Below are 24,613 nucleotides of genomic sequence, written 5' to 3'. Positions count from 1 at the left end.
GTTTTTATTTTTTTTTCAGTAGTATTAGTTTTTAAATATATTAAATCTAAAATTCATTTTAATTATATTTTAATGAAAAAATTTAAATTATAGTATAATACATAATATATAAATTAACAGAAATGAGAATGGAGGTTTTTATGAATATTAAAAAAAATAATATGAAAATAGGATTATTAATTTTTATAGTGACTATAGTTATGATTTTATCATTTGTTAGTTATGCAGATACCACCTTAGAAAATGATATTAAATTAATTGTTGATGGAAAAGACATTACTAGTTTATCAAGTCCAGTCATTGAAAATAATAGAATGCTTGTACCAATAAGATTTGTTTCTGAAGAACTTGGGGCAACTGTTATATGGGACGGTGAAAAGAGATCTGTATATGTAAAAAAGGGCGAAAAAACTGTACTTTTATGGATTGATAGCAATTTTATAGAATATAATGACGGCACTATACATAACCTTAGTGATGTTAAGCCTAAAATAATTAACGAAAGAACCTATGTACCTGTTAGACTTATTAGTAATGCCTTAGGTGTAGGGATAAAATGGGACGAATTAACTCGGAGTGTTATTGTAAATTCAAGTGAAAAATCTGCAATAAAACCATTTTTTGATATAAATATTACATCTTTAAATGACGGTGATATTGTAAAGGGGAAAACTCTAATAAAGGTGGATGCTTCAAATACTTTTAAAAGTAAAGTAAAAAAAACAAGGCTACTTATTTTTAATAAGGGAGAATCAAAGGGATATATCGTTAAAGATGAAGATGGTTTTAACTTTGAAATAGCATATCTTCCTAAAATAGAAGATAAGGGAGAAAAAGTATTAGTAGCTGCTTTTTATGACAAGGACTCAAATTTTCTTGGTGGAGATGCTGTTACTATAAATATTAATGTTGATCCAGTGGTTACATTAAAAGCTTCAAATGACAAAACTGTAGTTGGAAAAATAGTATTAACGTCATTACTTAATTTTACAGCTAATTATGTAAATTACGAATTAACCAATACTGAAAATAATAAAAAAATAGTGCTTAAAGAAAAAGATCCAAAACTTTCAAGTACACTTATAATTGATTATGAAGATAGAGGGACTTATAGTATTAAAATGATTGCATATGATTTAAATGGAAATGCTTACGAAAGTGATATTAAAAATTTATCAGTAGATGCTAGTAGGACTTTATCGCTTAATAATATAAAAAGTGGAATGACAATAAATAAACCTATTTCATTATTAGCAAAAAGAAATTTTGATGTAACTGAAACAAGCTACGTTCTTATTGATAATAAAACAAAAAAAGAGACTATTATTGCAAAAGTTCCATATGGCAGTTACAAATGGTTTCCAGACTCCAAATATTCAGGTGATAAAGAAATATTTGTAAGAGTTAAAGATATTTATGGAAAGATACATGAAAGTGACCATAAAAAGGTTTATATTGATGGAAGTGACAAGGTCTATTTATATGGAGTAGCACCAAATCAAGTAATTGATGGAAAGATTGAACTTTATGTAAAAACTAATTTTAAAGCAGATAGTGTGAATTATATACTAAGAAATAATACTAGTGGTGGTAAAAGATATATAGCAATGAATCTTTCGGCAGATGACAATTTTACATTTACTCCCCTAAAAGATGATGTTGGAGATATTTCACTTGAAGCGGAAGTCTTATATAATGGGAAAAAAATTTCAAGTTCTAAGACTTCCTTTAAAATATATAATGGTACTCTTTATAAAGCAAAAGCTTTAATTGAAAAAGAAAAATTTCTCGATTTAGCATCAAATCTTGCAGTGGAATCCTTTAAGAAAACTGGGATGTCAGCTGCCCTTCAAACAGCGCAGGCGATACTTGAAAGTGGTTGGGGACAAAGTTTACCAGTAGACAAATATAATGGTAAATTTTCATATAATTTATTTGGGATAAAGGGCACATCTACTAATGGATCAGTAGTATCAAATACTTGGGAAGTCTATAATGGTGTAACTTATAGGATTGATGCAAACTTTAGAGCCTATAATAATATAAATGAGAGCTGGGACGATCATAAAAAAATACTACTAAATTTATCAAGATATAAACCTTTTAGAGATGTTATGTATGATAGTACATTAGGTGCTTGGGCTATTAAAAGGGCAGGGTACGCAACAGATCCAAAATATCCTATTAAACTTATTAATATTATTAAGAAGTATGATTTAGAAAAACTTGATATGGTTGGAATATAGGCAAAAGTAAAACCATCTATTTTAAGAGCTTTAACTCTTAAAATAGATGGTTTTTAGAATATTATTATAGTAATTTTATTATTTTTTCAAGCTCCTCAGAGTGTTTTCTTGCAAGCTCAAAATCAGTATTTTTTAAAGCTAATTCAACTTTAGTCTCAACTGATTTTTTCTTTTGTTCAATTTCTAAGTAGTCTTTATTAAAGTGATTAGCATAAATCATCTTTCTAAATTTTCGCATACTTATTTTTCTAATAGTTTTGTCCTCAATAATTAAGACATAATCCACACAATTAACTATAGAATAAAAATCATGAGAAACCATTAAAATTGCACCTTTGTAATTTTTGATGGCTTCTTCTAAAGCAATTTGTGAATAGGTGTCCAAATGACTTGTTGGTTCATCAAGAAGCAGCATATTTGCTTTACTGGCAGAAATTTTAGCTAATTGAAGAATATTTTTTTCTCCACCTGACAATGATTCGATTTTTTGCTCCACAATCTCACCATCAAAACCATAATTAGAAACATATGATCTGATTTGAGCGTATGTTTCAAATCCTGCATCAAAAAACTCGTCATATATTGTATTTGATTCATTTAGTATTTCGCCTTGGAGTTGAGAAAGGTATGCTAGTTCAATATTTTCATTTACTTCAATAGAAGAATTGTTGTTTTTAAATATTTCTCTTAAAAGTGTTGTTTTCCCACAACCGTTTGGACCGATAATAGCTACTTTATCAGTAGATTTAATTTCAAAGTTGATATTTTCTAAAAGAAGTTCGTCAAAAGAAATACTATAATCACTAACTTTTAAAGCTATAGTTTCTTCAATTTCATTATTAGTAACTAAGTTTATATCTGGTTTTTTAATAGCTACAAAAGGGGCTTTGATTCTACGTTTTTCTAACCTTTCTTGAATTTTAACTCTAGCTTTTAGTGATTTTCCTCTTGAAGATTCAGAATTGTAAGTTGCTATAAGTCTTAATTTATCAATTAAAATTCCATTTCTTTCGATTTCTTCATCATCTTCTAAAGAGAGTTCTTGTAATTCAATTTTGCTTTGAAGTAAAGAAAAATTATAGTCGATATATCTGCCTTCAAATTCTTGTAATTCCATATTTTCAAGATGTATAATTTTATTAAAGCAATGATTTAGTAGATATCTATTATGGGTAATTACTAACATTCTTTTTTTATGTGAATTTATTAATTTTTTAAGAGCATTAAGATTTTCAAAGTCTAAAAATACATCAGGTTCATCCATAATCATTAAATCTGGGCTATTAAGCATTTCTTTGATTACTTGAATAAGTTTGAATTCTCCGCCACTAAGTTCAGATAGTCTTAGATTTTTATGTTGGCTTAATTTTGCAAGATTTAAATTTTTATTAATATTGCTTTCAAAATTATCTCCATCTATTGCATTAAATGAATCAAGTGCTATTTGATATTCTTCTAGTAAAGAATCAATATCTGTAGCTGTTTCCATTTCACTACAAATAGATGAAATTTTATTTTGTAGAAAAATAAAGTCTTCACTTATATAGTCAAAAACTGTAGTTTCTTTAGTTTTATCCAAATTTGAAAACTGACTCACATATCCGATTTTCCAAGATGGATTTACTTCTAATTTTCCATCATACATATAGTTTTCTGGATCTGTAATGATATTTATTAAAGTGCTTTTTCCACTTCCGCTAGTTCCAATGAAAGCACAATGATCTTTGTCCTCTATTGTAAATGAAATATTGTTATAAAGGTTTTTATTGGGAAATGAGTAGGATAGTTTATCAACTTTTAACATTTTTTTACCTCTTCTTAGCATTAAAAAAAAGCTTATAAAAATAAGCTCTTGATATATTATTTATATAATTAAATTGTGTAATTGATTATTTATGTTGTAAAAATATTTTTGAGTTTACCGTAGGTAGCATATCATTATTGTTGATTAAATTCAATCATTTTATAATAAAATTTATAAATATTCAAAAAAGCGTGATTTATGTCACGGAAATTGGATATAAATTTTGATATACTTCAACCATGTTAAAGAAAAACTAATATGGGAGGTTTATATGTTTACAGCAACTAAAGATACACTTTCAAATGCATCTGTTAAAAAAGTAACATTTATGAAATCATCATTAGGTAGGTACATAGTTGCATCAGCTTGGGCAGGTGCTTTTGTAGGATTCGGAATTTTTTTAATTATGGTAGTTGGTAGTATTAGTTCTGGTGCAGGCTCTCCTTATACAAAAATATTTATGGGGCTGTCTTTTGGAATAGCACTTAGTTTAGTTATAATGGCAGGATCAGAGTTATTTACAGGTAATAACATGATTTTAGTGGTGGGTGCACTTGATAAAAAAGTAACGTGGTTAGATGCTTTAAAAATCTGGATAGCGAGTTATATAGGTAACTTTATTGGTTCGTTTATTATTGCGGGGCTATTTGTTTTGACTAGTATGCAAGGTAGTCCAGTAGGTGATTTTGTTTTAAAAGTGGCAGCGGGGAAAATGGGTGGTGAATTTATGCCGCTATTAGTTAAGGGCATACTGTGTAATTTACTAGTTTGCCTTGCAGTACTTTGCTCTATTCGAATGAAAAGTGAATCTGGAAAACTAATTATGATATTCTGGTGCCTATTTGCTTTTATCACATCTGGATTCGAACATAGTGTTGCAAATATGACTATTTTTGCAATGGGCTTATTTATGAAACATCCAGAAACAATTTCAATTGGAGGAATGTTTGCCAATTTGATACCAGTAACAATTGGTAATTTTATTGGTGGTGGAATTCTGCTTGGTGGTACGTACTTTTATATGGGTAAAAAATAAGGGGGATAAATATGGGCATTCATCTAAGCAATATTGCTTTTAATGATTACTTAGAAAAGCTTTCAGAAAAATATCGTATATTCGCACCTATTGTTAAAGAAGGAAAAGGAAAATTTGCAGAAACAAATGTGGTAGGTTATGGGGAAATTAAAACCCTTGAGGAAATAGAAATAGATAAAAAATCATATTTTTCTCCAAAAGAGATTTTCTATCCTATTAGAGAGACCCTGTTTTATTTTACAGATAATAAGATAGAAGTACCAAAATTTGAAGAAAAACCGCTAGTAATTTTTGTCAGACCATGTGATTTAAATGGTGTCAGAAAATTAGATACTATTTTTCTCCGTAATGGCGAGGCAGTTGATTTTTATTATAAACGACGTAGAGACTTGGTTAAATTTGTGATGATGGAATGTACTGAAGGTTTTGATACATGTTTTTGTGTGTCAATGGGTTCAAATGAAGCACATGATTATGATGCAGCGATTAGATTTGAAGATGGTTCTGTTAGTTTAAAAATTGTAGATGATGCATTGATGGTTGAAAACCTTGATGGACAAGAGAATATAGATTTTGAGCCAGAATTTATAAAAGAAAATAAAGTAAAAGTAAATATACCTGATGTAGATAAAGTGACAAAAGAAACATTTAATAATGAAATTTGGAAGGAGTATACAAGTAGATGTATAGCATGTGGACGTTGCAATACCTCTTGTATTACATGTTCATGTTTTACAATGCAAGATGTTTCGCTTAGTGATGACAATCGTATAGGTGAGAGAAGACGCGTTTGGACAGGTTGTCATGTTAATGGATTTAGTGATATGGCTGGTGGGCATAGCTTCCGCGATAAGAATGGCGAGCGTATGCGTTTCAAAACAATGCATAAAATCAATGATTTCTACAAACGATTTGATGAGCATATGTGTGTAGGATGTGGGCGTTGTGATGATGTGTGCCCTGAATATATATCTTTTTCAAAGTGTATCAATAAACTGAATGAAATTGTCAAGGAGGATAGCGCTAATGAATAATCCTTATTTACCACAAGCATATAAGATATTAGAAATAAGAAAAGAAACAGCGATTGATTATACATTTAAGGTAGCTTTTCAAGGTAATGTTATTGGTGGACAATTTATGGAAATCTCTATTCCAGGAGTTGGAGAAGCTCCGATTTCTATTTGTAATTTTGATAAAACATCACTTGAAATGACAATTCGTAGAGTTGGTAGATTGACAGACAAAATTTTTAACCTACAAGCTGGTGACAGTTTATTTATGAGGGGGCCTTACGGCAACGGATTTGACACTAATATATTTAAAAATAAGGATGTTGCATTTATTGCTGGTGGAACTGGTCTAGCGCCTATTCGTAAAACTATTGATCATTTTATGACAGGTATTGATGAGACAAAAATTCTTGAAGTATTAGTTGGTTTTAAATCACCAAGCGATCGTTTGTTTATTGATGATTTAGATAGATGGTCAAAGTTTGGTAATGTAACAGTAACGGTTGATAAGGGCGATGATACTTGGCAAGGTGAAACTGGACTTATTACTACACATATTGGTAAATTAGATTTATCTAATGTAAAAGAAAAGATTGCTGTTGTTGTAGGACCTCCGATTATGATGAAATTTACAACTCTTGAGTTGATTAAAAATGGATTTAAAGAAGAAAATATATGGGTATCTTTTGAAAGAAAAATGAGTTGTGGTATTGGAAAATGTGGTCACTGTAAAATTGATGAAACTTATATATGTCTAGATGGACCTGTATTTAATTATATAAAGGCTAAGACGTTAATTGATTAGGAGGTTGGAAATGAGCATTAATCGTAAACAAATAACAAAGAATGCCTATAGAATAACCAAAACGCGTGGCAAAACTGCCTTAAGAATTCGTGTTCCTGGTGGTTATCTCGAAGCAAAATATTTTACTCTTATTCAATCAATTGCAGAAGAGTATGGTGACGGAACGGTTCATATTACGACTCGTCAAGGTTTTGAAATACCTTTTGTAGATTTTGATTCAATACCTGAAATCAATAAAAAAATTAGACCTTTGATTGAATCATTAGGCCTTGCTGTAGAAGTGAATGATTATGGTTATCCAGCTGCTGGAACAAGAAATATATCGGCATGCGTAGGAGACAGAATTTGTCCAATGGCTAATGACAATACAACAAGAATTGCAAAACGTCTTGAAAAAACATGTTTTCCGAATGATTTTCATTTTAAGATAGCTGTAACAGGATGTCCAAATGATTGTATCAAAGCACATATGCAGGATTTTGGCATTATATGTACAACAGAACCACAATATGACGTATCTAGATGTATCAGTTGCGAGGCGTGTGTCACTAATTGCAAGCAGAAGGTGACTGGAGCCCTTACTATGAATGGATTTAACGTAGAGAGAGATACTGAAAAATGTATTGGATGTGGTGAATGTGTATTAAAATGCCCCGTTGGCGCGTGGTCTAGAAGTGAAAGGCCTTATTACCGCATGGTGATTATGGGTCGTACTGGTAAGAAAAACCCTAGAATTGCTATGCCATTTATGAAGTGGGCTTCAGAAGATGTGATAGTTCAAGTGATTAAAAATACTTATGATTTTGTTGAAAAACATATTGATCGTTCACTTAAAAAAGAGCATATCGGTTATATTGTGGATCGAGTAGGTTATCAAGTGTTTAAGGAAGAGGTACTTAAAGATATTCATTTAAACGACAAGATTCAAATTGCTGAGAATATTCAGTGGAATGGTTATAGGTACAAACAAGATAATCAGTTTAAATCATTTTAACGAAACTAGGAGGCCGTGTTATGAGAGAAGTATTTGCACTTGAAGATATATTTAATGTAATGATTGAACTTGAAACACTTGGTAATATTCATTATGATAATATGAAAGGGCTAACTGATGTTTTAAGTCTAAAAGTACTATTCGAGAGTCTTGCAAAACAAGAATTTGCCCACAAAAAATTGTATGAAAAATACAAAAAGGAAATTATTTCATTCAATAGTGATAAAGTGGACGATGAGTATAGAGCTTATATGGACGTTCTTTTGGAACAAACTGTAAAATTTTTAAGTGAAAGCCGTGAAGTAACTAATTTTCAAAATGGTTTTGACATTTCTATTCAGTTAGAGAAAGATACAATTTTATTCCTTAATGAAATTCGACTACTAATAGATAGTAGCTATTATGAATCAATTGATAGGATTATAAGTCAAGAAAAAGGCCATCTTAGAGCATTATTTGAATATAAAAACAAATTGAAATTAGTATAATTAATGAATAAAAAAAGAGAAGGTGAACTTTCATCGTCTCTTTTTAGCGCTGTCCATTATTACATAGTTGATAGAATTAATAATTAATTTGAAAGTTTGAAATAATATATAATTTATTGTATGATTAAACAAATGGTTTGTGATAAAAGAAGTAGAAAGAGAAATGTTATAGATTAAATAATTATGTAATTGAATGAAGTAGAAATAATTAGATGTGTGGGAGAATAATAAATTATGAAAAAAATGGTTAAAGTTATTTCGGTTATAATAGTTATAATTCTATTTGCTTTTATATTAAACTCATACCAAGTTCCTAAGCGATGGCTAATAAATTTAATAACAAATGATGAGAGGATAGATAAAATAGAGTATGTTTCAGTTTATTCAAATGGGAATATAGAAATGATTGATAAATTTAAAAGTGATGATATCGAAATATACACTGCTGATTCAGATTGCTATGAATCATATATTTCTGATAATGAAGTTCTTAATAAGTTAAAGAAAATTGTTTTAATAGATTCGGATGGGAATACTGTTGATAACGATGAAATAATCACAGAAATATTCCAAATAGCAGAAGAAATTAAGCATGATATTTGGAAATTTCAGATAATTATGGATGATGATAAGTATTTTGTGATTGTAGAATTGAATGTAAACTGGCAATCGCCGTGTGATTTTTATGAATATGATCAAACTCAAAAAAAATTAATACTTTTTCATAGATTTGATGATGTTGATATTATTGGACTTTCATTGACAAAAGGTGAGTAGTTATAATTATAATAACAATTTTACGACTAACACTATGAAAACTTTTGGCTAAAGAGTTTTTGTGAAGTATAATTAGGAAAAGAGGTGAATGGTTTATGAAAACTAGAGATAAATATTTAACTAAATTGATACAGTATAAGGATAATGAATTTGTAAAAGTGATTACAGGTGTTAGACGTTCAGGAAAATCATCAATATTGCAACTATTCAAAGAATATTTATTAGAACAAAATACTAGTGAAGAAAATATTATTGAGATAAACTATGAAAAATTTATATTCGAAGAATTAAAAGATGGTAAAAATCTTCATAAATATAAATGGATAAAATTAAAGATGATTCTAAAGTATATATATTAATAGATGAGGTTCAAGAAGTAGAAGAATGGGTAAAGGTCGTTAATAGTCTTAGAGTTAGCTTGAATGCTGATATATATGTTACTAGTTCAAATTCTAGAATGTTCTTAGGAGATCATTTGACATATCTGTCCGGAAGATATATTGAGTTGAAAGTTTTTCCCTTGTCATTTAAGGAATTTTTACTTTTTAAAGCTTATAAAAACCTTAATATTGAAAAAGCTTTTGTAGTAGATACTGGACTAAGGAACAGGTTGATTGGATATAGGTAAGGAAATTTAGGTCATGTTATTGAGAATATAGTGTTTTTAGAATTATTAAGAAGAGGTTATGAGGTTACAGTTGGTAAAAATCTATCATATGAAGTTGATTTTATAGCTGTGAAAAATGCAGAACCTCTTTATTTTCAAGTTAGTTTAACCACTTTAGAAGAATCAACTCTAAATAGAGAGATACAATCTTTAAGTAAAATTAATGATCAGTATCCTAAAATTTTAATAACAATGGATAAAGTTGATTTGTCTAATAATGGAATTAGGCATTTGAATTTATTTGACTTTTTACTTGATGAAGCATAGCTACACATGAATCTATCTAGCAATCAAGAAAATAAAATTTACTAATTTAATATTGTGCTTATTTTGTAAGCGTATATTCTCTTAAACTCTAGTCTTATAGTCTAATATTATTAGGTAATGTTTTTGATCATAGCAACAAAGCGTCTAATTCACGTGGATTTTCTAAATCCAAATTTGGAAGCCTCTCAAATAAATACTCAAGATAATAAAACGGTTTAAGTTTATTTGTTTTTGTCGTTTCTATTACACTGTAATAAATAGCACTATCAACTGATTCATTAGGTGATCTAGAAAACATCCGATTCTTTCTTCTAATCACAAATGGCTTTATTGCTCTTTCGGCTCTATTGTTATCAATTTCTATTCTACCATCCTTTAAAAATCTTATTAATTTATTACACTGATTTAAAGTGTATTTTATTGCTTTTCCAAGTGGAATTTTAGTATGCATTATAAATTTTAAAAATATCTGCATTACAAATTAATGTGGATATTTTTTGTTTTTTAATCTATTTAATATAAAAATTAGTATTAAATAAAAAATAGCACCCTCTATATAAACTTACGTTTATATAAATGACTATTGATATAAATGCCGGTTTATGTTATAGTGTGATTATTAAGAATAATATGAACTGTAATTATAGAAAAATAAAAATTTAATATTTTTTATAATTATATTTACAATTTTTCGAACAGACAATATACACAAGAGGAGGTTTAATATGGGATCACAATTTTTTGTGTGGAGTGGAATGTGGATTTTTCCGGTAATTGGGATAATTGTAATGTTATTTGTTTTTTACATGGTTTTTAGTCGTGGAAGATTTAGTGGTTGTAGTTCATCATATGATTATAATAGGAATTTTAAAGATGATAAAAATTCAGAGTCAGCTTTAGATATACTAAATAAAAGATATGTAAATAGTGAAATATCTAAAGAGGACTTTGAACGAATGAAAAAAGATATAATAAGTTAATGTCTTTTAACTTATTATTTTACTAAAAACAGATTCTAAGCTAATATGGATAGTAATTATTGGAAGGAGGAAGATATAATGAAAAATTATGTGGAAATTCAAAATACTTTTAAAGTACTAGCTGATGGAAATAGAATACGTATAATTGAATCTTTAACTAAAGAATGTAAAAGTGTGAATTCAATTGCAAAAAATGCAGGACTATCACAACCTTTAGTTTCGCATCATTTAAAAGTACTAAAAGAAGCTTCAATGGTCAGAGTTGAAAGTCAAGGAGCTTATAATTTTTATTGATTAGCTAGTGATACGATCTGGAAGATCGTCAATATGGTTGTAAATTACAATTTAAAGGAAGTTAAATAGATATATTGTTTTGAGGTAGGTGGTATTTAGAGAAATTGATGTTAGTCATTATTGTCAAATACAATATGTTAAATTACTTGATAGCTACTACAAGGAGGAATTATGAAACAAATGATGGAGAAAATGATGTCTGGAATGATGAAACCTGAAGATATGAAAGAAATGATGCCAAATATGATGGATAATATGTTTGCGAAAATGTCACCAGAGGAACGAATTGAATTTATGTCGAATATGATGCCAAAATGTCTAAATATGATATTTTCAGAGCTTGATTCAAAAGAAAAGCAAAATTTAGCAAAAGAGATGATTTCTAAAATGCAATCTGTTTTTGAAGAAAATTTAGACGTAAATAAAAAATAAGTTTAATATAGGACAATTTTTCATTTGAAATTTTGTCCTACTTTTGAAATTTTGGAGGTGCTTTATGAAAAAAATAGGAATTTTAGCATGTGAAAAATTTATGCTGCGTGGTTGTCCGGGTTCAGATGTATGTTGGAAATGTTTTGATTATGCAACTAATAAAAAAGGTAAATTTGAAGTATATGAGGAAAAAAATATTCAAGTTGTTGCTATGGCAACGTGTGGCGGCTGTCCAGGAGTAAGAGTTGTTAAACAAGGAATGATGTTGGCTAAACAGAATATAGATGCAATTCATTTTTCAGGATGTATGCTACAAGATGTTAAATGCCCTTATTTTGATGTAAATGAAATTGCAAAAGAAATAGAAAACAAAACAGGTATTCCAGTTATAGTAGGAATAGAATAAAATGATATTCTATTTAATTTGTGGTATCGTGGTTCTTGTATTCAGCACTATTCTTGCTATGGCGGGAATGGGTGCAGCATTTATTTTTATTCCAATTTTTTATTGGCTTGGGTTACCATTAAATGTTGCAATTCCAACAGGATTATTTTTGAATGGATTAAGTTTATCAGCTGCGTCTTTTAAAAATATTGTACATAAGCGTGTTCAGTATGATTTAGCAGTGCCTATAGCAATTGCATCATTTATGATTGCTCCTTTAGGTGCATATTCTAGTAAGTATATTGATAGACATATTTTGATGAGCTTATTTGCAATGTTTTTACTATTCTCAGGTTGTATGATTTTATTTTATACTCCTAAAGCTTCTAAAAAAATATTTTCTAAATCCAAACAAATAAAATATGGGGTTGTAATTGGTAGCTTCGTTGGATTTATTTCGGGACTTCTTGGAGTTGGTGGAGGAAGTTTAATTTCACCGATTTTGTTATATTTGGGAAATAAGCCTAAAAAAATTGCAATTATAACAGCTTTTGTGGTTCCACTTTCTTCCTTTTCAGGGTTTATTACTTATCTTGCAATGGGAGATATAAATTTTTATTTATTACTAATAACAGGATCTGCGTCAATTGTTGGAGGTTTGCTTGGAAATTGGTTTATGAATGAAAAGTTACATCCTAGTCAGGTTAAGAAAATTATTGGTGTAATAATTTTAGTTATAGCAATAAAAATTATATATGGATTGTTGTAAAATAATTTTAGCATCTCTCTCGATTTTTTTGGAATATAAGAGAGGAAGTCGTGGATCTAAAAATTATGGTTAACAATATTGGGTTAATAATTGTGAGTATCTATAGTAGTGGCTACACATGAATCTATCTAGTAATCGAGAAAAGAAAATTTACTAATTTAATATTGTGCTTATTTTAAAAATTAAAACTATAGAAAGAAATTAATCTTTCTATAGTTTTAGATATTTTTTACTATTTAAAATATTAAGCTTTTGGTTTCATTAGTGGGAATATAACACACTCTCTAATAGGTCTATCCATCATAACCGAGAATAATCTCTCAGACACACCGAATCCGAAAGCAGGTGGCATACCATATCTTAGAGCTTCTATAAATGTTTCATCATGTTCATGAGCTTCTTCATCTCCTGCTTCACTCATTGCACGTTGTTCTTTAAATCTTGCCTCTAAATCAAGTGGGTCGTTTAACTCAGTATAACCATTACCCATTTCAGATCCTGCAAGTATAATTTGCATTTGAGCAACTTTTCTAGGATCTTCTTTAAGTCTCTTAGGTAGAGGATTAAGTTCAACTGGTTGTCCAACTAAGAATCCAGGACCAGATAAATCTTTTCTAACTACTTTCCAAAGTAAGTCTACCATTCTCCAGAATCCAATATTAGTATCATATTCAACTTTATACTCATCTAATTTTGCCATAACAACGTCTTTAGTTGTGTTGAAGATATTTACACCAGTTGTTTCTTCGATGATTGTTTCAAAGTCGTAGATTTTCCATTCATCATCCATATCGATTTCAAATCCACGAGTTGAAAATTTTGAAGAACCCATGACTGCTTTAGTTATTCTTCTATATAATTCTTTTGTAAACTCCATACCATCTTTAAAATCCGCATAAGCCCAGTAAAATTCACATTGAGTATAGTCTTGTAAATGCTCATTACTCATACCTTCGTTTCTAAATTGTCTTCCAATTTCAAAAGTCTTTTCAAACCCAGCAACTAGAAGTTTTTTCTGCCATAGTTCACCCATAGAAATTCTTAAGAATACATCAATATCTAGTGCGTTGTGATGAGTTGCAAATGGTGTTGCAGCAGCTCCACCTGAAGAAGTTTCAAGTATAGGAGTTTCAACTTCTAAGAAGTCATTTTCAATTAAGTAATTTCTAACTGTACTCCAGAATTTTTGTTTCTTTAAGAATAATTCTTTTACATCTCTATTTGTAATAATATCTAAATAACGTTTTCTAAATTTGATTTCGTCATCAGAAATTCCATGATATTTTTCTGGAAGAGGTTTTAAAGATTTAGTTAAATGAATATACTCTTTAGCTTTTACACTTACTTCACCTGTGTTAGTTTTAAAAACAATTCCACGTATACCAATAATATCTCCAATATCACACTTATTGAAAAGTGTAAATTCTACTTCTGAAAGTATATCTTTTCTTAAATATATTTGAATAAGTCCATCATTATCTTGAATATGCATAAATCCGGCTTTACCTTTACCACGTTTAGTCATTATTCTTCCTGCAACAGAAACATTAATTTCCATTTCAGCAAGCTCTTCTTTAGATACATCAGCATATTTTGTTTTTAATGCTTCAGAATAATCAGAAATATCAAATCTGCTACCAAATGGATCCACACCTAGTTCCTCTAAATCCTTTAATTTATCCATTCTAATTAATTCTTGTTCACTAAATTTTGTTTGTGCTACATTTTTTTCTTCACTCATAATATTATGCGCATGATAGTTTTTATCACGCTACCTCCTTTTTCATTTAGAATATAAAAAAGCTCCTTACAATATATTGTAAGGAGCGTATATACGCGGTACCATCCTAGTTTCACTTAATTCGATAACGGTGTTTAGCCGGCTAATTAAAGCAACTCATGAGGCTTTATCCATATTAATACATATTAGCTTCCACCAAACGCTAACTCTCTTAAAGGTATTTAGTACTTCATTTCTCAGTCATAGTTTTAATTTATACTACATAATTTTTTAGGAAATGTCAAATTTAAAAAATATTATTGTATATATGACAAATGGCACATTCTGGGCATATGCTATTAACTTGTTTTGTGGTATAATTTAAATACTAGGGACTTGTAATTACAAGGAGGCGTAATATGACATATTCAACAAAATTATCATCAGCTTTTAATGATACAAAAAACAGAAGCAAAAAACTATCACCACAGTCAGGTATGTGTTCGCTTTGCACTGAAGATTGCATTGGCACGTGTGAAATTGGATTAGCTGGAGTTCTTGGAGCAAGAACTGTTTACCCTACAAACACGGGAACAAATCAAGTTGGATCAGAAAAAGATTACTCAATTGATTATTCTCATTTTAATATAAATGGTCGTGTTTTTGGTGCAAGAGGTGTCAATCCTACATATAATGAAGCATCTATATTTAATGTAAATCTAGAGAGAACTTATGGTAATACAAATATAATAAAACTTGCAATGCCAATTATCTTGCCTGCCTTAGTTAAATTAAATTGGGAAGATTATTATGCAGGAGCTGCAATGGCAGGTATAACTTGTGTTATTGGAGAGGATGCTAGAAATAAAGATCCAAAACTTGTTATTGAAGATAATAAGGTAAACCATTTTCCAGCTCTAAAAAAAATGCTTGATGCATTTAGAAAATACTATAGAGGTTATGGTCAAATTGTTTTACAGTGTAATGTAGAAGATGATATGTATGGTGTTCCAGAATATGCTATAAGTGTTGAGGGTGCAGAGGCTATTGAATTTAAATTTGGACAATCTGCAAAAGGCACACAACCAGTTACTAAACTTAAAAATATTGAAGAAGCTTTAATTAAGCAAGAAAAAGGTATTTTGGTACATCCAGATCCAACTAGTCCTGAGATGAAGAAGGCATATAAAGAAGGAGTTTGTCCTAATTTTTATTCTTATGGAAGATTACCTCTTTGGGAGGAAGATTATTTAGTTAAACGTATTGAAAGTTTAAGAAAACTTGGAGGGAAAAACTTCTATTTTAAAATGGCGGGTTATGATCCGATAGATTTAGAAAAAGTAATTCGTATAGCGAGCGTAGCGGGTGTTGATATGATTACATTTGATGGTGCAGGTGGTGGTAGTGGTTATAGTCCTTGTAAAATGATGAATGAATGGTCTATGCCAACGGTTGTTTTAGAGCAGGCAGTTAATACAATTGTGAATAAGGTGAAAAAAGAAGGAAAATGGATACCAGCTATTGTTATTACTGGTGGTTTTGCATCAGAAGATCAAGTTTTTAAAGCATTGGCTTATGGAAATGGTGATGTGACAGCTATTGGAATTTGCCGCGCTACTATGGCAGCTGCAATGACCAGTAAAAAGGTTGGAGAAATGCTTAAAGCAGGTACAGTACCTACGCATTTAAAATCTTATGGTAGTACAAAAGAAGAGCTTTTTGGAGATTTAGCCGATTTAAGAAGCATATATGGATTAAAAGCCAATGATTTTTCAACTGGTGCAATTGGAGTATTTTCATATTTGAATAAAATTGCATTTGGACTTAGGCACTTTTTAGCACTAAATCGAAAATTTGATATTGAGTATATTGATCAAACAGATTTGATTCCATTAACGAGAGATGCTAAAGATCTTATGAATGATAAATGGTTTAAATAGATAAAAAGCTGCTATTAATTTAGCAGCTTTTTTGTAGAAAGTGATCAGTTCTACTCATTATTCTTTTTCACCACTTTTTTCAAGCCATTCTTGATCTGGACTAAATCGAAGAATTAATTCCATTAATATTCCAATCACAATAAGTGCAGAAAATGTTAAAATAAATCTTGCCAGTGCAAAAGATATTCCTAGAAATTTTATTTCCACCATAAGTTGAGGTATTTTTAGTGCAGCCCATGATCCTAAAAAAACAACCATATTTCTGATACTAGCACCTTTACGGAGCAGTGATGCAGTCATTGGGAATGCCACATATAATGGTCCTGTTGGTAATGTACCAAGTGCTAGTGAAAGTATAATCCCTTTAATTCCAGAACCACTACCAAGCAATTTTTGAATTTTATCTTTTGGCACCCAAATTTCCATTAATCCCATCAGTATAAACACTGGAGGCATAATTAAAATCATTTCTTTGAAGTAATCTAGGGTCACTTGTATTGAACGCATAGCTACATCAGTACTCCATATCGATAAAGCAATAAACACAAAGATAATAAGAATGGGGAACATAAATTTTTTTATTAAGTTAATCATAAAATCCACCCCATAATACTTGCTATAATTAAGGCAGCAACAAATCCTAATCCATTACGTAGCAATGTGAATTTCTTGCCCAAAGTTTTAATTTCCATAGGTGCTGTGACAACACCAACCATAACTGAAGTTGTTACAAATGCCGATATAGTCATAACTGTTGCACCAGAGCGTAAAAGTGATCCTGCTAGCGGGAATGCAACTATGGAAGGAATTAGTGTTATTGCACCGATTACTGATGCAATAAGTGTTGCTATAATTCCTGCTTCTTCACCTACTAATCTTGAAATTGTTTCAGGCGTTAAAATTCCCAATGTTAATCCCACAATACCAAGCACCGTCAATAGAGTTGGCGTTGTTTTAAATAATGCTTTTCGTGCGATTTTAAGAGCTTTTATAGTTTTTTTCTTACTCTTAATAAAAGATACCACTAAGCAAATGGTCAATAAACCGTACATAGTAATAATAATCAATAAACTCACCTTCCTATTTTTAATATTTACTTGTATACACATAAGGCTTGGCCTGTAGTTGTTTCCATAAATAATGTGTACTCTTACTTCTTCAATATGAAAATACCCTATTCTAAGTAAGAAAATCAAAAATCGAAAATTACAACAATTATTAATAAGAATCCTTGATTTACTAATAAAAGGATTAATTAATACATATCCTTTAGCTATAATGAATGATATAATGATGTTAGCTCATTTGAGCGTATACGTGGAGGAATTATGAATAATACTGAAAGATTAATGAGAATTAGTAATGCCTTAGATTTTAAAGCCGCTGATTTAGTTAAAATATTTAAATTAGATCAAATTGAAATGTCAGAAGATGAAGCTGAATTGTTATTACAAGGTAAGAATGAAAAACATTTTGAATATGAAGATTTAGAATCATTTTTAAATGGTCTGATTGTATTTTTTAGAGGAGAAAAACCTTTAAAGGATGGACAAGAAAAAAGACAACCAACATTAGTTGAAGACGTCAAAAGTATAAATAATGTTATACTTAAAAAAATGAAGATTGCTCTATCTCTAAACAGTGAAGATATGCTTCAAATGTTTAAGTCAGTACAAGTAGAAATTTCAAAAGATAAACTAACTACACTATTTAGAAAAGAATCACATAAAAGTTATAGATATTGTAGCGATGTAATTGTGATTGGTTTTTTAAAGGCTGTTTCGAAAAGAAGATAGAATCAACAAGAAGTAAAAATCAACTTGACAAAAAAATACTTCGGTGGTAGAATTAAATTAATTCGAAGGAGGAAGTAAAATGGATTTCGATATAAATAATTTAGAAAATATGATGTTTGATTATATCGATCAATTTAAAATGCTTTTATCACAGGATACATGGAAAAACGTTTTACTTAACTGTACAAAAAATGAAATGTTGGTATTACTGATGTTATATAGAGGCAGCGATGTGAATATGAGTCAAATAGCTGAGTATCTAAATGCTCCTTTGAATACAACAACCGGTATTGTAAGCCGTATGGAAAAAAAGAAAATGGTGAGTAGAATTCGAAGTGAGCAAGATAAAAGAGTAGTAACTATTGTGTTAACCGAGTCTGGTACTAAAGAAATTGCCAATATATTAAGTGTATTTTTGGATTATGGTCAACGTGTTATGATGTCGTTGACTAATGATGAAATATCTTTGTTATCAGGTGTGATTAAAAAAATAGTAACAATAGTAAGTCAAACAAAAACTACAGATAAAGTTGTAGAAAAGAAAATAAGAAAAATACTTATAGATTAAAATTTACTGCCAAATGGCAGTAAAAAAACACATGATACTTCGACAGAAGAACTATTCGGGAAAAGAATTAAAATGGAGGTAAATGTATGGGAAGAATAATAATATTTACAGGAAAAGGTGGAGTCGGTAAAACAAGCATGGCATCAGCACATGCACTACATTCTGCTAAAGAAGGTGCAAAAACATTAATTGTAAGCACAGATATGGCACATAATTTAGGTGATATATTTGAAGTTAAAGTTGGTAAAACAATTACTCAAGTAGTAGATAATTTAGATGTACTTGAAATTGATCCGAATTATATGATGGAAAATGAGTTTAGTGATATGAGAAGAGCGGTGTCAAATATGCTTTCATCATTTGATATGTCCTTAGGTACTTTAGAACAATTAAGTATCTTTCCAGGGATGGATGAGTTATTTTCATTACTTAAAATCCTGGATGTGTATGAAAGTGGTATTTATGAAAGAATAATAGTAGACTGTGCACCGACTGGTGAAACTTTGACATTACTTAAGTTTCCAGAACTTTTATCTTGGTATATTGAAAAGTTTTTTCCTATAGGAAAAGTTGCTATGAGAATTTTATCACCTGTATCTAAAGTTATATTTAAAATTGAACTTCCTGATAAAGCAGCTATGTCAGATATAGAGAAGTTATTTATAAAGTTGATTAAATTACAAGAACTACTAAAGAATAGTAGAATAACATCTATAAGGCTTGTAGCTATGCCAGAAAAGATGGTTGTAGAAGAAACAAAACGTAATTACATGTATATGAATTTATTTAATTTTAATGTAGATGGAGTTTACATCAATAGAATATTACCAAGAGATATTGATAATGAATTTTTCGATGAGTGGATAAGTATTCAAAATAACTATATTGAAGAATTAAACAGTATTTTTGTGGATGTTCCAACATATGAAGTGCCTTGGTTTGATAGTGACTTAAGCGGCTTAAGTGGTATCGAAAAAATTGAGAGTGCAGCACTTAGTGGCTGGGATGTATTTAAAGTCAATGATGTGCAAAAAGGTGAATCTTTTGAAACAGTGAAAAATGGTTATTTATTAAAACTATACCTACCAACTGTTGAAAAAAAGGCACTCGATATGCATGAATCAAATACAGATATTATTATTAAAATTGGAAATTACAAAAGAAATATACCAAAACCAAATGCACTCAGAAATCATACAATCAGTGGTGCTAAATTTGAAGATCAAATGCTTTTAATTGCATTAACTAAGGGTTAGAAAGGGTGATATTATGAATATTATAAACGAAGAGTCAATTGAAATTATTATGGAGATTTCTAGACTAAAAAAGAAATTATTGAAATCAGTTGTTCCTGAAAAGACAATAAAACATTTAGAGGTAATTGCTAATGAAGTAAAAGAAATATTAATAGAAAGTATCGGTGAAGATACTTGGGATAAAAATAAATCTAAGTTAAAAAAAGTTGATATTGATTAGGAGGGTGAATATGCGAATTATTTTATATACAGGTAAGGGCGGTGTTGGCAAAACTACTATTGCAGCTGTAACGGGTATTAAACTTGCATCAGAAGGTAAAAAAGTTATTATTATGAGTACAGATCAAGCACATAGTTTATCTGATTCACTAGATGTTAAATTAACATATGAACCAACTAAAGTAATAAAAAACTTAGAGGCAATGGAAATTGATGTTTTATCAGAAAGCGAAAAATCTTGGGGTGAGATGCAAGAATACATCAAACAACTAATTTCTTCAAGAGCTGAAGGTGGACTAGAAGTTGAAGAATTATTGGTATTTCCAGGTTTAGAAGAGCTATTTTCTCTATTTAAAATTTTAGATATCTATGAAAAAAATGAACATGATGTAATAATAGTTGACTGCGCTCCAACTGGAGAAACGCTTACCCTCCTTAAGTTTCCAGAGATGTTCGCCAACATGATAGAAAAGATCTTACCTCTTAAAAGAAAAGTAGTTAAGGCTACGGGGCCAGCTATAGAAAAAATCACAAAAATACCAATGCCAAAGGATTCTTTATTTGCTGAATTTGAAAAACTCTTTAAACGTTTAGAAGAACTGCAAACATTGATGTTAAATAAAGATGTATTGTCACTTAGAATCGTAAGTACACCTGAAAAAATCGTTATCAAAGAAACTAAACGTAATTTTACTTGGTTACATCTTTATGATTACAATGTAGATGCAATCATCATCAATAAAGTTTATCCAAAAGAAGCTTTAGAAGGATATTTTAATAGATGGGTAAGCCTGCAAGAAGAAGGCTTAAAAGAATTAGAAGATAGTTTTAGAGACGTTCCAGTCTTTAAGTTAATGTTGCAAAAGCATGAACTAAGGTCAGTAGAAACATTAAAGAAAATTGGTGGTATATATGGCGAACTAGACCCTTCGGATGTTTTAGCAAGGCAAAAAATATTTACAGTAAGGCAAAATGAAGAATCATATATAATGAATGTATATCTGCCATTTATAGAAAAATCAGATATGGACTTAGGTCAAACGGATGGTGAAATACAAATTACAATAAAAAATGAAAAAAGATGTTTGCTACTTCCAAAACAACTACAAGGAAAAGAGATTGTATCAGCTAAACTTGATAAAGGAATACTAGCTATTAAATTTGCATAGAATATAATAATAATAATAATATTATTATTATATTATGTTAAAGTGAAGAGGTGTAAACTATTATAAACTAAAATATTAACACAGATAATATGTGTTAATATTTTTTTTGTAAAATTTCGTGTAATTTTATTGTTTATTATATAATAGAAAGTGAGTATTCCTAATAGACAATAAGTACTATTGCATGATAAAATATAATAATGAATTTGGATGAATGAAGTATATACTATATATGACATCGTAAATTTAAATCTAACCATTTTAATAGAAAAAGGAGAATTTCAATGAAATACAAATTTAAGTTATTAGTAAGTCTTTTGATTTTAGCGCTAGTATTTGCAGGCTGTTCTAAAAAGGTAGAAGTGGCACAAAGTGAACCTGCCTTAGAAAAAGTAAACGTGGTAAGTTCTGAAAATAATCCAATTGTGACAATAGAATTAGCTGATGATAAAAAAATTGTAATTGACTTGTATCCAGAGAAAGCTCCAAATACAGTAAATAATTTTATCTCACTTATTAATAGTGGCTTTTATGATGGATTGACATTTCATAGAGTTATTGAAAAATTTATGATTCAAGGCGGAGACCCTGATGCTACTGGAGGCGGTGGTCCAGGTTATAGTATTGCTGGAGAATTCTTAGAAAATGGTTTTGATAATGATTTATCTCACGTGCGTGGAGTTATATCAATGGCGAGAACTAATGATCCCAATTCAGCAGGTTCACAGTTTTTCATAATGCAGCAATCATCAAAGCAATTAAACGGTAAATATGCGGCTTTTGGAATGGTAAGAAAAGGTATTGAATTTGTTGATGAAATAGCAGCTTCAAAAGTTGATAGGCATGATAAGCCAATAGAAGATATAGTTATGAAAAAAGTAACAGTTGATTTAAATGGATATAAAGCAGATGAAGTTACAAAATATAATAAGTAAAATTAGTTCTTTAAGATTTATCCGATGCCTTAGAGTTCTAATACCCCCACTTCTTAAAGAATTGGGGTATAAAGAACTCTAAAAAGGCCCTGGATTATGTTTTCTAAGATTCAGTGGGAGTAAAAACTCCCTCTGAATCCAAGAAATTCATTTATAATACAAAATTAAATGGAGGAATATTATGGATTATTATATTAGGCCAATCTGTATTGGTGATGGAAAAGGAATAAATGAACTTAGAAGAATGCCAGGAGTTTTTGAAAATATACTTGGAATTCCTTCTGAAAGAATAAAAACAAATGAAAATTATATTGAAAATATGGATAGCAATATGCATCAATTTGTTGCAGTGAAAAATGAATTAGGTGAAGAACAAATAATAGGTACAGCAGGAATTGTTGTATATGCAAATTCAAGATTGCGTCATTCAGCAAGTTTTGGAATTATGGTACATAGAGATTTTCAGAATATCGGTGTAGGGACTAAGTTACTAGAAGCGATTATAGATATGGCAGACAATTGGCTTATGTTAGTAAGGGTTGAATTGACAGTTTTTGTTGACAATGAAAAAGCTATTAACTTGTATAAGAAATTTAATTTTGAAGTTGAGGGTGTAAAGAAAAAAGCCGCAATAAGAAATGGTAAATATGTAGATGAACTTATGATGTCAAGAATCAGAGAAATAAATGCTTAGCAATATTATAAATATAGATGAGAAAGATAATTATAGAATCGTCGCAATTAGTGACGTGCACGGACATAAAAATGTATTAGAAAAACTAATTAATAAAGTTGATTTGGCAGATAATGATTATTTAATTATTATTGGAGATTTTGTAAATAGAGGTATAGATAGTTATGAAACGTATGAGTATATTAAAACACTTTCAAAACGTGAAAGAACAATTATCTTAAAAGGTAATCATGAGTTTTTTATGCAGAAATTTCTTACTAATAGAGAGAAATTTACAAGATTACTATCATTTTTAAAAGCTGAGCCTTATGAAACTATAATTGGCACTATAGTTAAAAAAGAAAATATTGATCTACATACTCTTGTTGATGAAAATGAACTATTTAATATGGTCAATAATAAATATAAAGAAATGATTGATTTTTTATCTAAGCTTCCAATTATTGTCCAATTTGATGAATTTACTTTTGTGCATGGAGGCTTTGATGAATCATTCTCGATAGATAAAGATGAAGATAAGTTTCTTAAATATGATGATTATAATAATTTGAGTAAAATAAATGATAAAAAAATAGTAGTAGGACATTGGCCTGCAGGTAATTTAAGAGAGAATATATTAACAAATAAACCTTTTTTTAATAATGATAAAAATATTGTTTTTATTGATGGTGGGCTAGGTGTAAAGAAAAGTGGAGAGTTAAATGCTCTTATAATCGAAAAAAGAAATAATGAATTAAGTTATAGTTTCATGCAAGAAAATATGTTTAAATCAAAATCTATACTTCGTGAACATAGCTTTAATACTGAGGAAATAGTTTTTGTTGATTATCCTCACTTCGAGTTTGAAGTATTAGAACTTGGAAAGTCAATGGCCAAATGTAAACATTTGCATAGCAACAAGGAGTTTTCTGTGTTTACTTCCTTATTATTCTTAAATGAAGGCAAATATGAACTTAAAATAGAATATGTCAATAAATTTTTAAACTTAAAAGTTGATGAATTGGTAGAAGTTTGCGCCGAGTTTGAAGATTGTTTGTTGGTTAAACATAATGAAGAGTTTGGATGGATAATGAGTTTTCAAGTATAAAAATCATTTGTTTTTTAATTTTTAATCAATAATAGTTTTAATTTTTATATAATGTATATGTTAGTAATTTACTGTAAAAGCATAAAATACTTAGATTCAACGAGATGAATAAATCTAGTTGGATCTTTTCTTATACATATATAATAGGATTAATATTTACTAATTTATAAATTGAAAAACAACATTTTTAATCTCGAATTCCTATGTTTCACTTAGAAATAAATAATATTTTCACAAAAAAATAAAAAATAATTTGACATTGGAGTAAGTCC

The 24,613-nt window shown here is 29.4% G+C and carries 29 protein-coding genes and 1 other annotated feature; of the genes, 24 read left to right on the top strand and 5 right to left on the bottom strand.

What is annotated here, in order from left to right; translation table 11 throughout:
- The first annotated feature begins 140 nt into the window (after nt 1-140).
- A complete protein-coding gene (locus AACH12_RS07995; RefSeq protein ID WP_338534902.1) occupies nt 141-2,246 on the top strand; it encodes a stalk domain-containing protein in 2,106 nt (701 codons plus the stop codon).
- Nucleotides 2,247-2,310: 64 nt separating this feature from the next.
- Here the strand turns inward: AACH12_RS07995 and AACH12_RS07990 are convergent, their stop codons facing one another.
- Nucleotides 2,311-4,050: an ABC-F family ATP-binding cassette domain-containing protein gene (locus AACH12_RS07990; protein WP_338534901.1), complete on the bottom strand. Its 1,740-nt coding sequence runs from the start codon at nt 4,048-4,050 to the stop codon at nt 2,311-2,313.
- Between the two features lie 271 nt (nt 4,051-4,321).
- On the opposite strand from AACH12_RS07990, the gene AACH12_RS07985 reads away from it, so the two are divergent.
- The 9 genes from AACH12_RS07985 to AACH12_RS07945 all read left to right on the top strand — a co-directional run bounded on the left by AACH12_RS07985 (nt 4,322) and on the right by AACH12_RS07945 (nt 10,097).
- The gene (locus AACH12_RS07985) at nt 4,322-5,086 is read left to right on the top strand and encodes a formate/nitrite transporter family protein (RefSeq protein ID WP_338534900.1); all 765 of its coding nucleotides are present in this window, start codon (nt 4,322-4,324) and stop codon (nt 5,084-5,086) included.
- Between the two features lie 11 nt (nt 5,087-5,097).
- Nucleotides 5,098-6,120, top strand: coding sequence for an anaerobic sulfite reductase subunit AsrA (gene asrA, locus AACH12_RS07980; protein WP_338534899.1), 1,023 nt, complete (start codon nt 5,098-5,100; stop codon nt 6,118-6,120).
- On the top strand, nt 6,113-6,904 hold the full coding sequence (asrB, locus tag AACH12_RS07975; RefSeq protein WP_338534898.1) for an anaerobic sulfite reductase subunit AsrB: 792 nt from the start codon (nt 6,113-6,115) through the stop codon (nt 6,902-6,904). The genes asrA and asrB overlap by 8 nt, the downstream gene beginning before the upstream one ends.
- A 10-nt stretch (nt 6,905-6,914) precedes the next feature.
- The gene (asrC, locus tag AACH12_RS07970) at nt 6,915-7,898 is read left to right on the top strand and encodes a sulfite reductase subunit C (protein ID WP_338534897.1); all 984 of its coding nucleotides are present in this window, start codon (nt 6,915-6,917) and stop codon (nt 7,896-7,898) included.
- Between the two features lie 20 nt (nt 7,899-7,918).
- Nucleotides 7,919-8,386: a hypothetical protein gene (locus AACH12_RS07965; RefSeq protein WP_338534896.1), complete on the top strand. Its 468-nt coding sequence runs from the start codon at nt 7,919-7,921 to the stop codon at nt 8,384-8,386.
- Nucleotides 8,387-8,620: 234 nt separating this feature from the next.
- Nucleotides 8,621-9,163, top strand: a complete 543-nt coding sequence (locus AACH12_RS07960) for a hypothetical protein (protein ID WP_338534895.1) — start codon at nt 8,621-8,623, stop codon at nt 9,161-9,163.
- A gap of 95 nt (nt 9,164-9,258) precedes the next feature.
- Nucleotides 9,259-9,522, top strand: coding sequence for an AAA family ATPase (locus AACH12_RS07955; protein ID WP_338534894.1), 264 nt, complete (start codon nt 9,259-9,261; stop codon nt 9,520-9,522).
- Nucleotides 9,483-9,791 (top strand): ATP-binding protein, encoded by a 309-nt coding sequence (locus AACH12_RS07950; protein ID WP_338534893.1) that lies wholly within the window; start codon nt 9,483-9,485, stop codon nt 9,789-9,791. Before AACH12_RS07955 ends, AACH12_RS07950 begins: the two co-directional genes overlap by 40 nt.
- A 30-nt stretch (nt 9,792-9,821) precedes the next feature.
- Entirely contained in the window at nt 9,822-10,097 is a 276-nt protein-coding gene (locus AACH12_RS07945; protein WP_338534892.1) for an ATP-binding protein, read from the top strand.
- A 127-nt stretch (nt 10,098-10,224) separates the two neighbouring features.
- Here the strand turns inward: AACH12_RS07945 and AACH12_RS07940 are convergent, their stop codons facing one another.
- Complete coding sequence (locus tag AACH12_RS07940; protein WP_422388893.1) at nt 10,225-10,572, bottom strand: IS66 family transposase; 348 nt, start codon at nt 10,570-10,572, stop codon at nt 10,225-10,227.
- A 250-nt stretch (nt 10,573-10,822) separates the two neighbouring features.
- On the opposite strand from AACH12_RS07940, the gene AACH12_RS07935 reads away from it, so the two are divergent.
- The 5 genes from AACH12_RS07935 to AACH12_RS07915 all read left to right on the top strand — a co-directional run bounded on the left by AACH12_RS07935 (nt 10,823) and on the right by AACH12_RS07915 (nt 12,957).
- Complete coding sequence (locus tag AACH12_RS07935; RefSeq protein ID WP_338534891.1) at nt 10,823-11,077, top strand: SHOCT domain-containing protein; 255 nt, start codon at nt 10,823-10,825, stop codon at nt 11,075-11,077.
- A gap of 78 nt (nt 11,078-11,155) precedes the next feature.
- Complete coding sequence (locus AACH12_RS07930) at nt 11,156-11,371, top strand: ArsR/SmtB family transcription factor (RefSeq protein ID WP_338534890.1); 216 nt, start codon at nt 11,156-11,158, stop codon at nt 11,369-11,371.
- 171 nt (nt 11,372-11,542) lie between these two features.
- Nucleotides 11,543-11,803, top strand: coding sequence for a hypothetical protein (locus tag AACH12_RS07925; RefSeq protein WP_338534889.1), 261 nt, complete (start codon nt 11,543-11,545; stop codon nt 11,801-11,803).
- A 64-nt stretch (nt 11,804-11,867) separates the two neighbouring features.
- Entirely contained in the window at nt 11,868-12,209 is a 342-nt protein-coding gene (locus tag AACH12_RS07920) for a CGGC domain-containing protein (RefSeq protein WP_338534888.1), read from the top strand.
- Nucleotide 12,210: 1 nt separating this feature from the next.
- Entirely contained in the window at nt 12,211-12,957 is a 747-nt protein-coding gene (locus AACH12_RS07915; RefSeq protein WP_338534887.1) for a sulfite exporter TauE/SafE family protein, read from the top strand.
- Nucleotides 12,958-13,201: 244 nt separating this feature from the next.
- On the opposite strand, the gene lysS is transcribed toward AACH12_RS07915, so the two are convergent.
- Nucleotides 13,202-14,698 carry a lysine--tRNA ligase gene (gene lysS, locus AACH12_RS07910; protein WP_338534886.1) on the bottom strand — a complete coding sequence of 499 codons (1,497 nt, stop codon included), beginning with the start codon at nt 14,696-14,698 and terminating at the stop codon, nt 13,202-13,204.
- A 78-nt stretch (nt 14,699-14,776) separates the two neighbouring features.
- Nucleotides 14,777-14,951 (bottom strand) — a binding site (T-box leader).
- A 145-nt stretch (nt 14,952-15,096) separates the two neighbouring features.
- Between lysS and AACH12_RS07905 the strand changes: the two genes are divergently transcribed.
- A complete protein-coding gene (locus tag AACH12_RS07905) occupies nt 15,097-16,617 on the top strand; it encodes a glutamate synthase-related protein (protein ID WP_338534885.1) in 1,521 nt (506 codons plus the stop codon).
- 57 nt (nt 16,618-16,674) lie between these two features.
- On the opposite strand, the gene AACH12_RS07900 is transcribed toward AACH12_RS07905, so the two are convergent.
- Nucleotides 16,675-17,211, bottom strand: a complete 537-nt coding sequence (locus AACH12_RS07900; RefSeq protein ID WP_338534884.1) for a permease — start codon at nt 17,209-17,211, stop codon at nt 16,675-16,677.
- Complete coding sequence (locus tag AACH12_RS07895) at nt 17,208-17,537, bottom strand: permease (RefSeq protein WP_338534883.1); 330 nt, start codon at nt 17,535-17,537, stop codon at nt 17,208-17,210. The genes AACH12_RS07900 and AACH12_RS07895 overlap by 4 nt, the downstream gene beginning before the upstream one ends.
- A 408-nt stretch (nt 17,538-17,945) precedes the next feature.
- On the opposite strand from AACH12_RS07895, the gene AACH12_RS07890 reads away from it, so the two are divergent.
- From AACH12_RS07890 to AACH12_RS07855, 8 genes are all read left to right on the top strand, one after another.
- Nucleotides 17,946-18,413 carry a DUF1456 family protein gene (locus AACH12_RS07890; RefSeq protein WP_338534882.1) on the top strand — a complete coding sequence of 156 codons (468 nt, stop codon included), beginning with the start codon at nt 17,946-17,948 and terminating at the stop codon, nt 18,411-18,413.
- 79 nt (nt 18,414-18,492) lie between these two features.
- Nucleotides 18,493-18,981: a MarR family winged helix-turn-helix transcriptional regulator gene (locus AACH12_RS07885; protein WP_338534881.1), complete on the top strand. Its 489-nt coding sequence runs from the start codon at nt 18,493-18,495 to the stop codon at nt 18,979-18,981.
- Nucleotides 18,982-19,067: 86 nt separating this feature from the next.
- The gene (locus AACH12_RS07880) at nt 19,068-20,237 is read left to right on the top strand and encodes an ArsA family ATPase (RefSeq protein WP_338534880.1); all 1,170 of its coding nucleotides are present in this window, start codon (nt 19,068-19,070) and stop codon (nt 20,235-20,237) included.
- 13 nt (nt 20,238-20,250) lie between these two features.
- Nucleotides 20,251-20,457: a hypothetical protein gene (locus AACH12_RS07875; RefSeq protein WP_338534879.1), complete on the top strand. Its 207-nt coding sequence runs from the start codon at nt 20,251-20,253 to the stop codon at nt 20,455-20,457.
- A gap of 10 nt (nt 20,458-20,467) precedes the next feature.
- Nucleotides 20,468-21,625, top strand: a complete 1,158-nt coding sequence (locus AACH12_RS07870; protein WP_338534878.1) for an ArsA family ATPase — start codon at nt 20,468-20,470, stop codon at nt 21,623-21,625.
- Between the two features lie 284 nt (nt 21,626-21,909).
- The gene (locus tag AACH12_RS07865; protein WP_338534877.1) at nt 21,910-22,560 is read left to right on the top strand and encodes a peptidylprolyl isomerase; all 651 of its coding nucleotides are present in this window, start codon (nt 21,910-21,912) and stop codon (nt 22,558-22,560) included.
- A 181-nt stretch (nt 22,561-22,741) separates the two neighbouring features.
- Nucleotides 22,742-23,254: a GNAT family N-acetyltransferase gene (locus tag AACH12_RS07860; RefSeq protein WP_338534876.1), complete on the top strand. Its 513-nt coding sequence runs from the start codon at nt 22,742-22,744 to the stop codon at nt 23,252-23,254.
- Complete coding sequence (locus tag AACH12_RS07855) at nt 23,247-24,341, top strand: metallophosphoesterase (protein WP_338534875.1); 1,095 nt, start codon at nt 23,247-23,249, stop codon at nt 24,339-24,341. Before AACH12_RS07860 ends, AACH12_RS07855 begins: the two co-directional genes overlap by 8 nt.
- Nucleotides 24,342-24,613: the final 272 nt, after the last annotated feature.

The sequence above is a fragment of the Helicovermis profundi genome, assembly GCF_033097505.1.
Lineage (GTDB): Bacteria > Bacillota > Clostridia > Peptostreptococcales > Acidaminobacteraceae > Helicovermis > Helicovermis profundi.
Note: the sequence above shows the minus strand (reverse complement) of the source record. Positions and strands in the feature narration are given on the sequence as shown.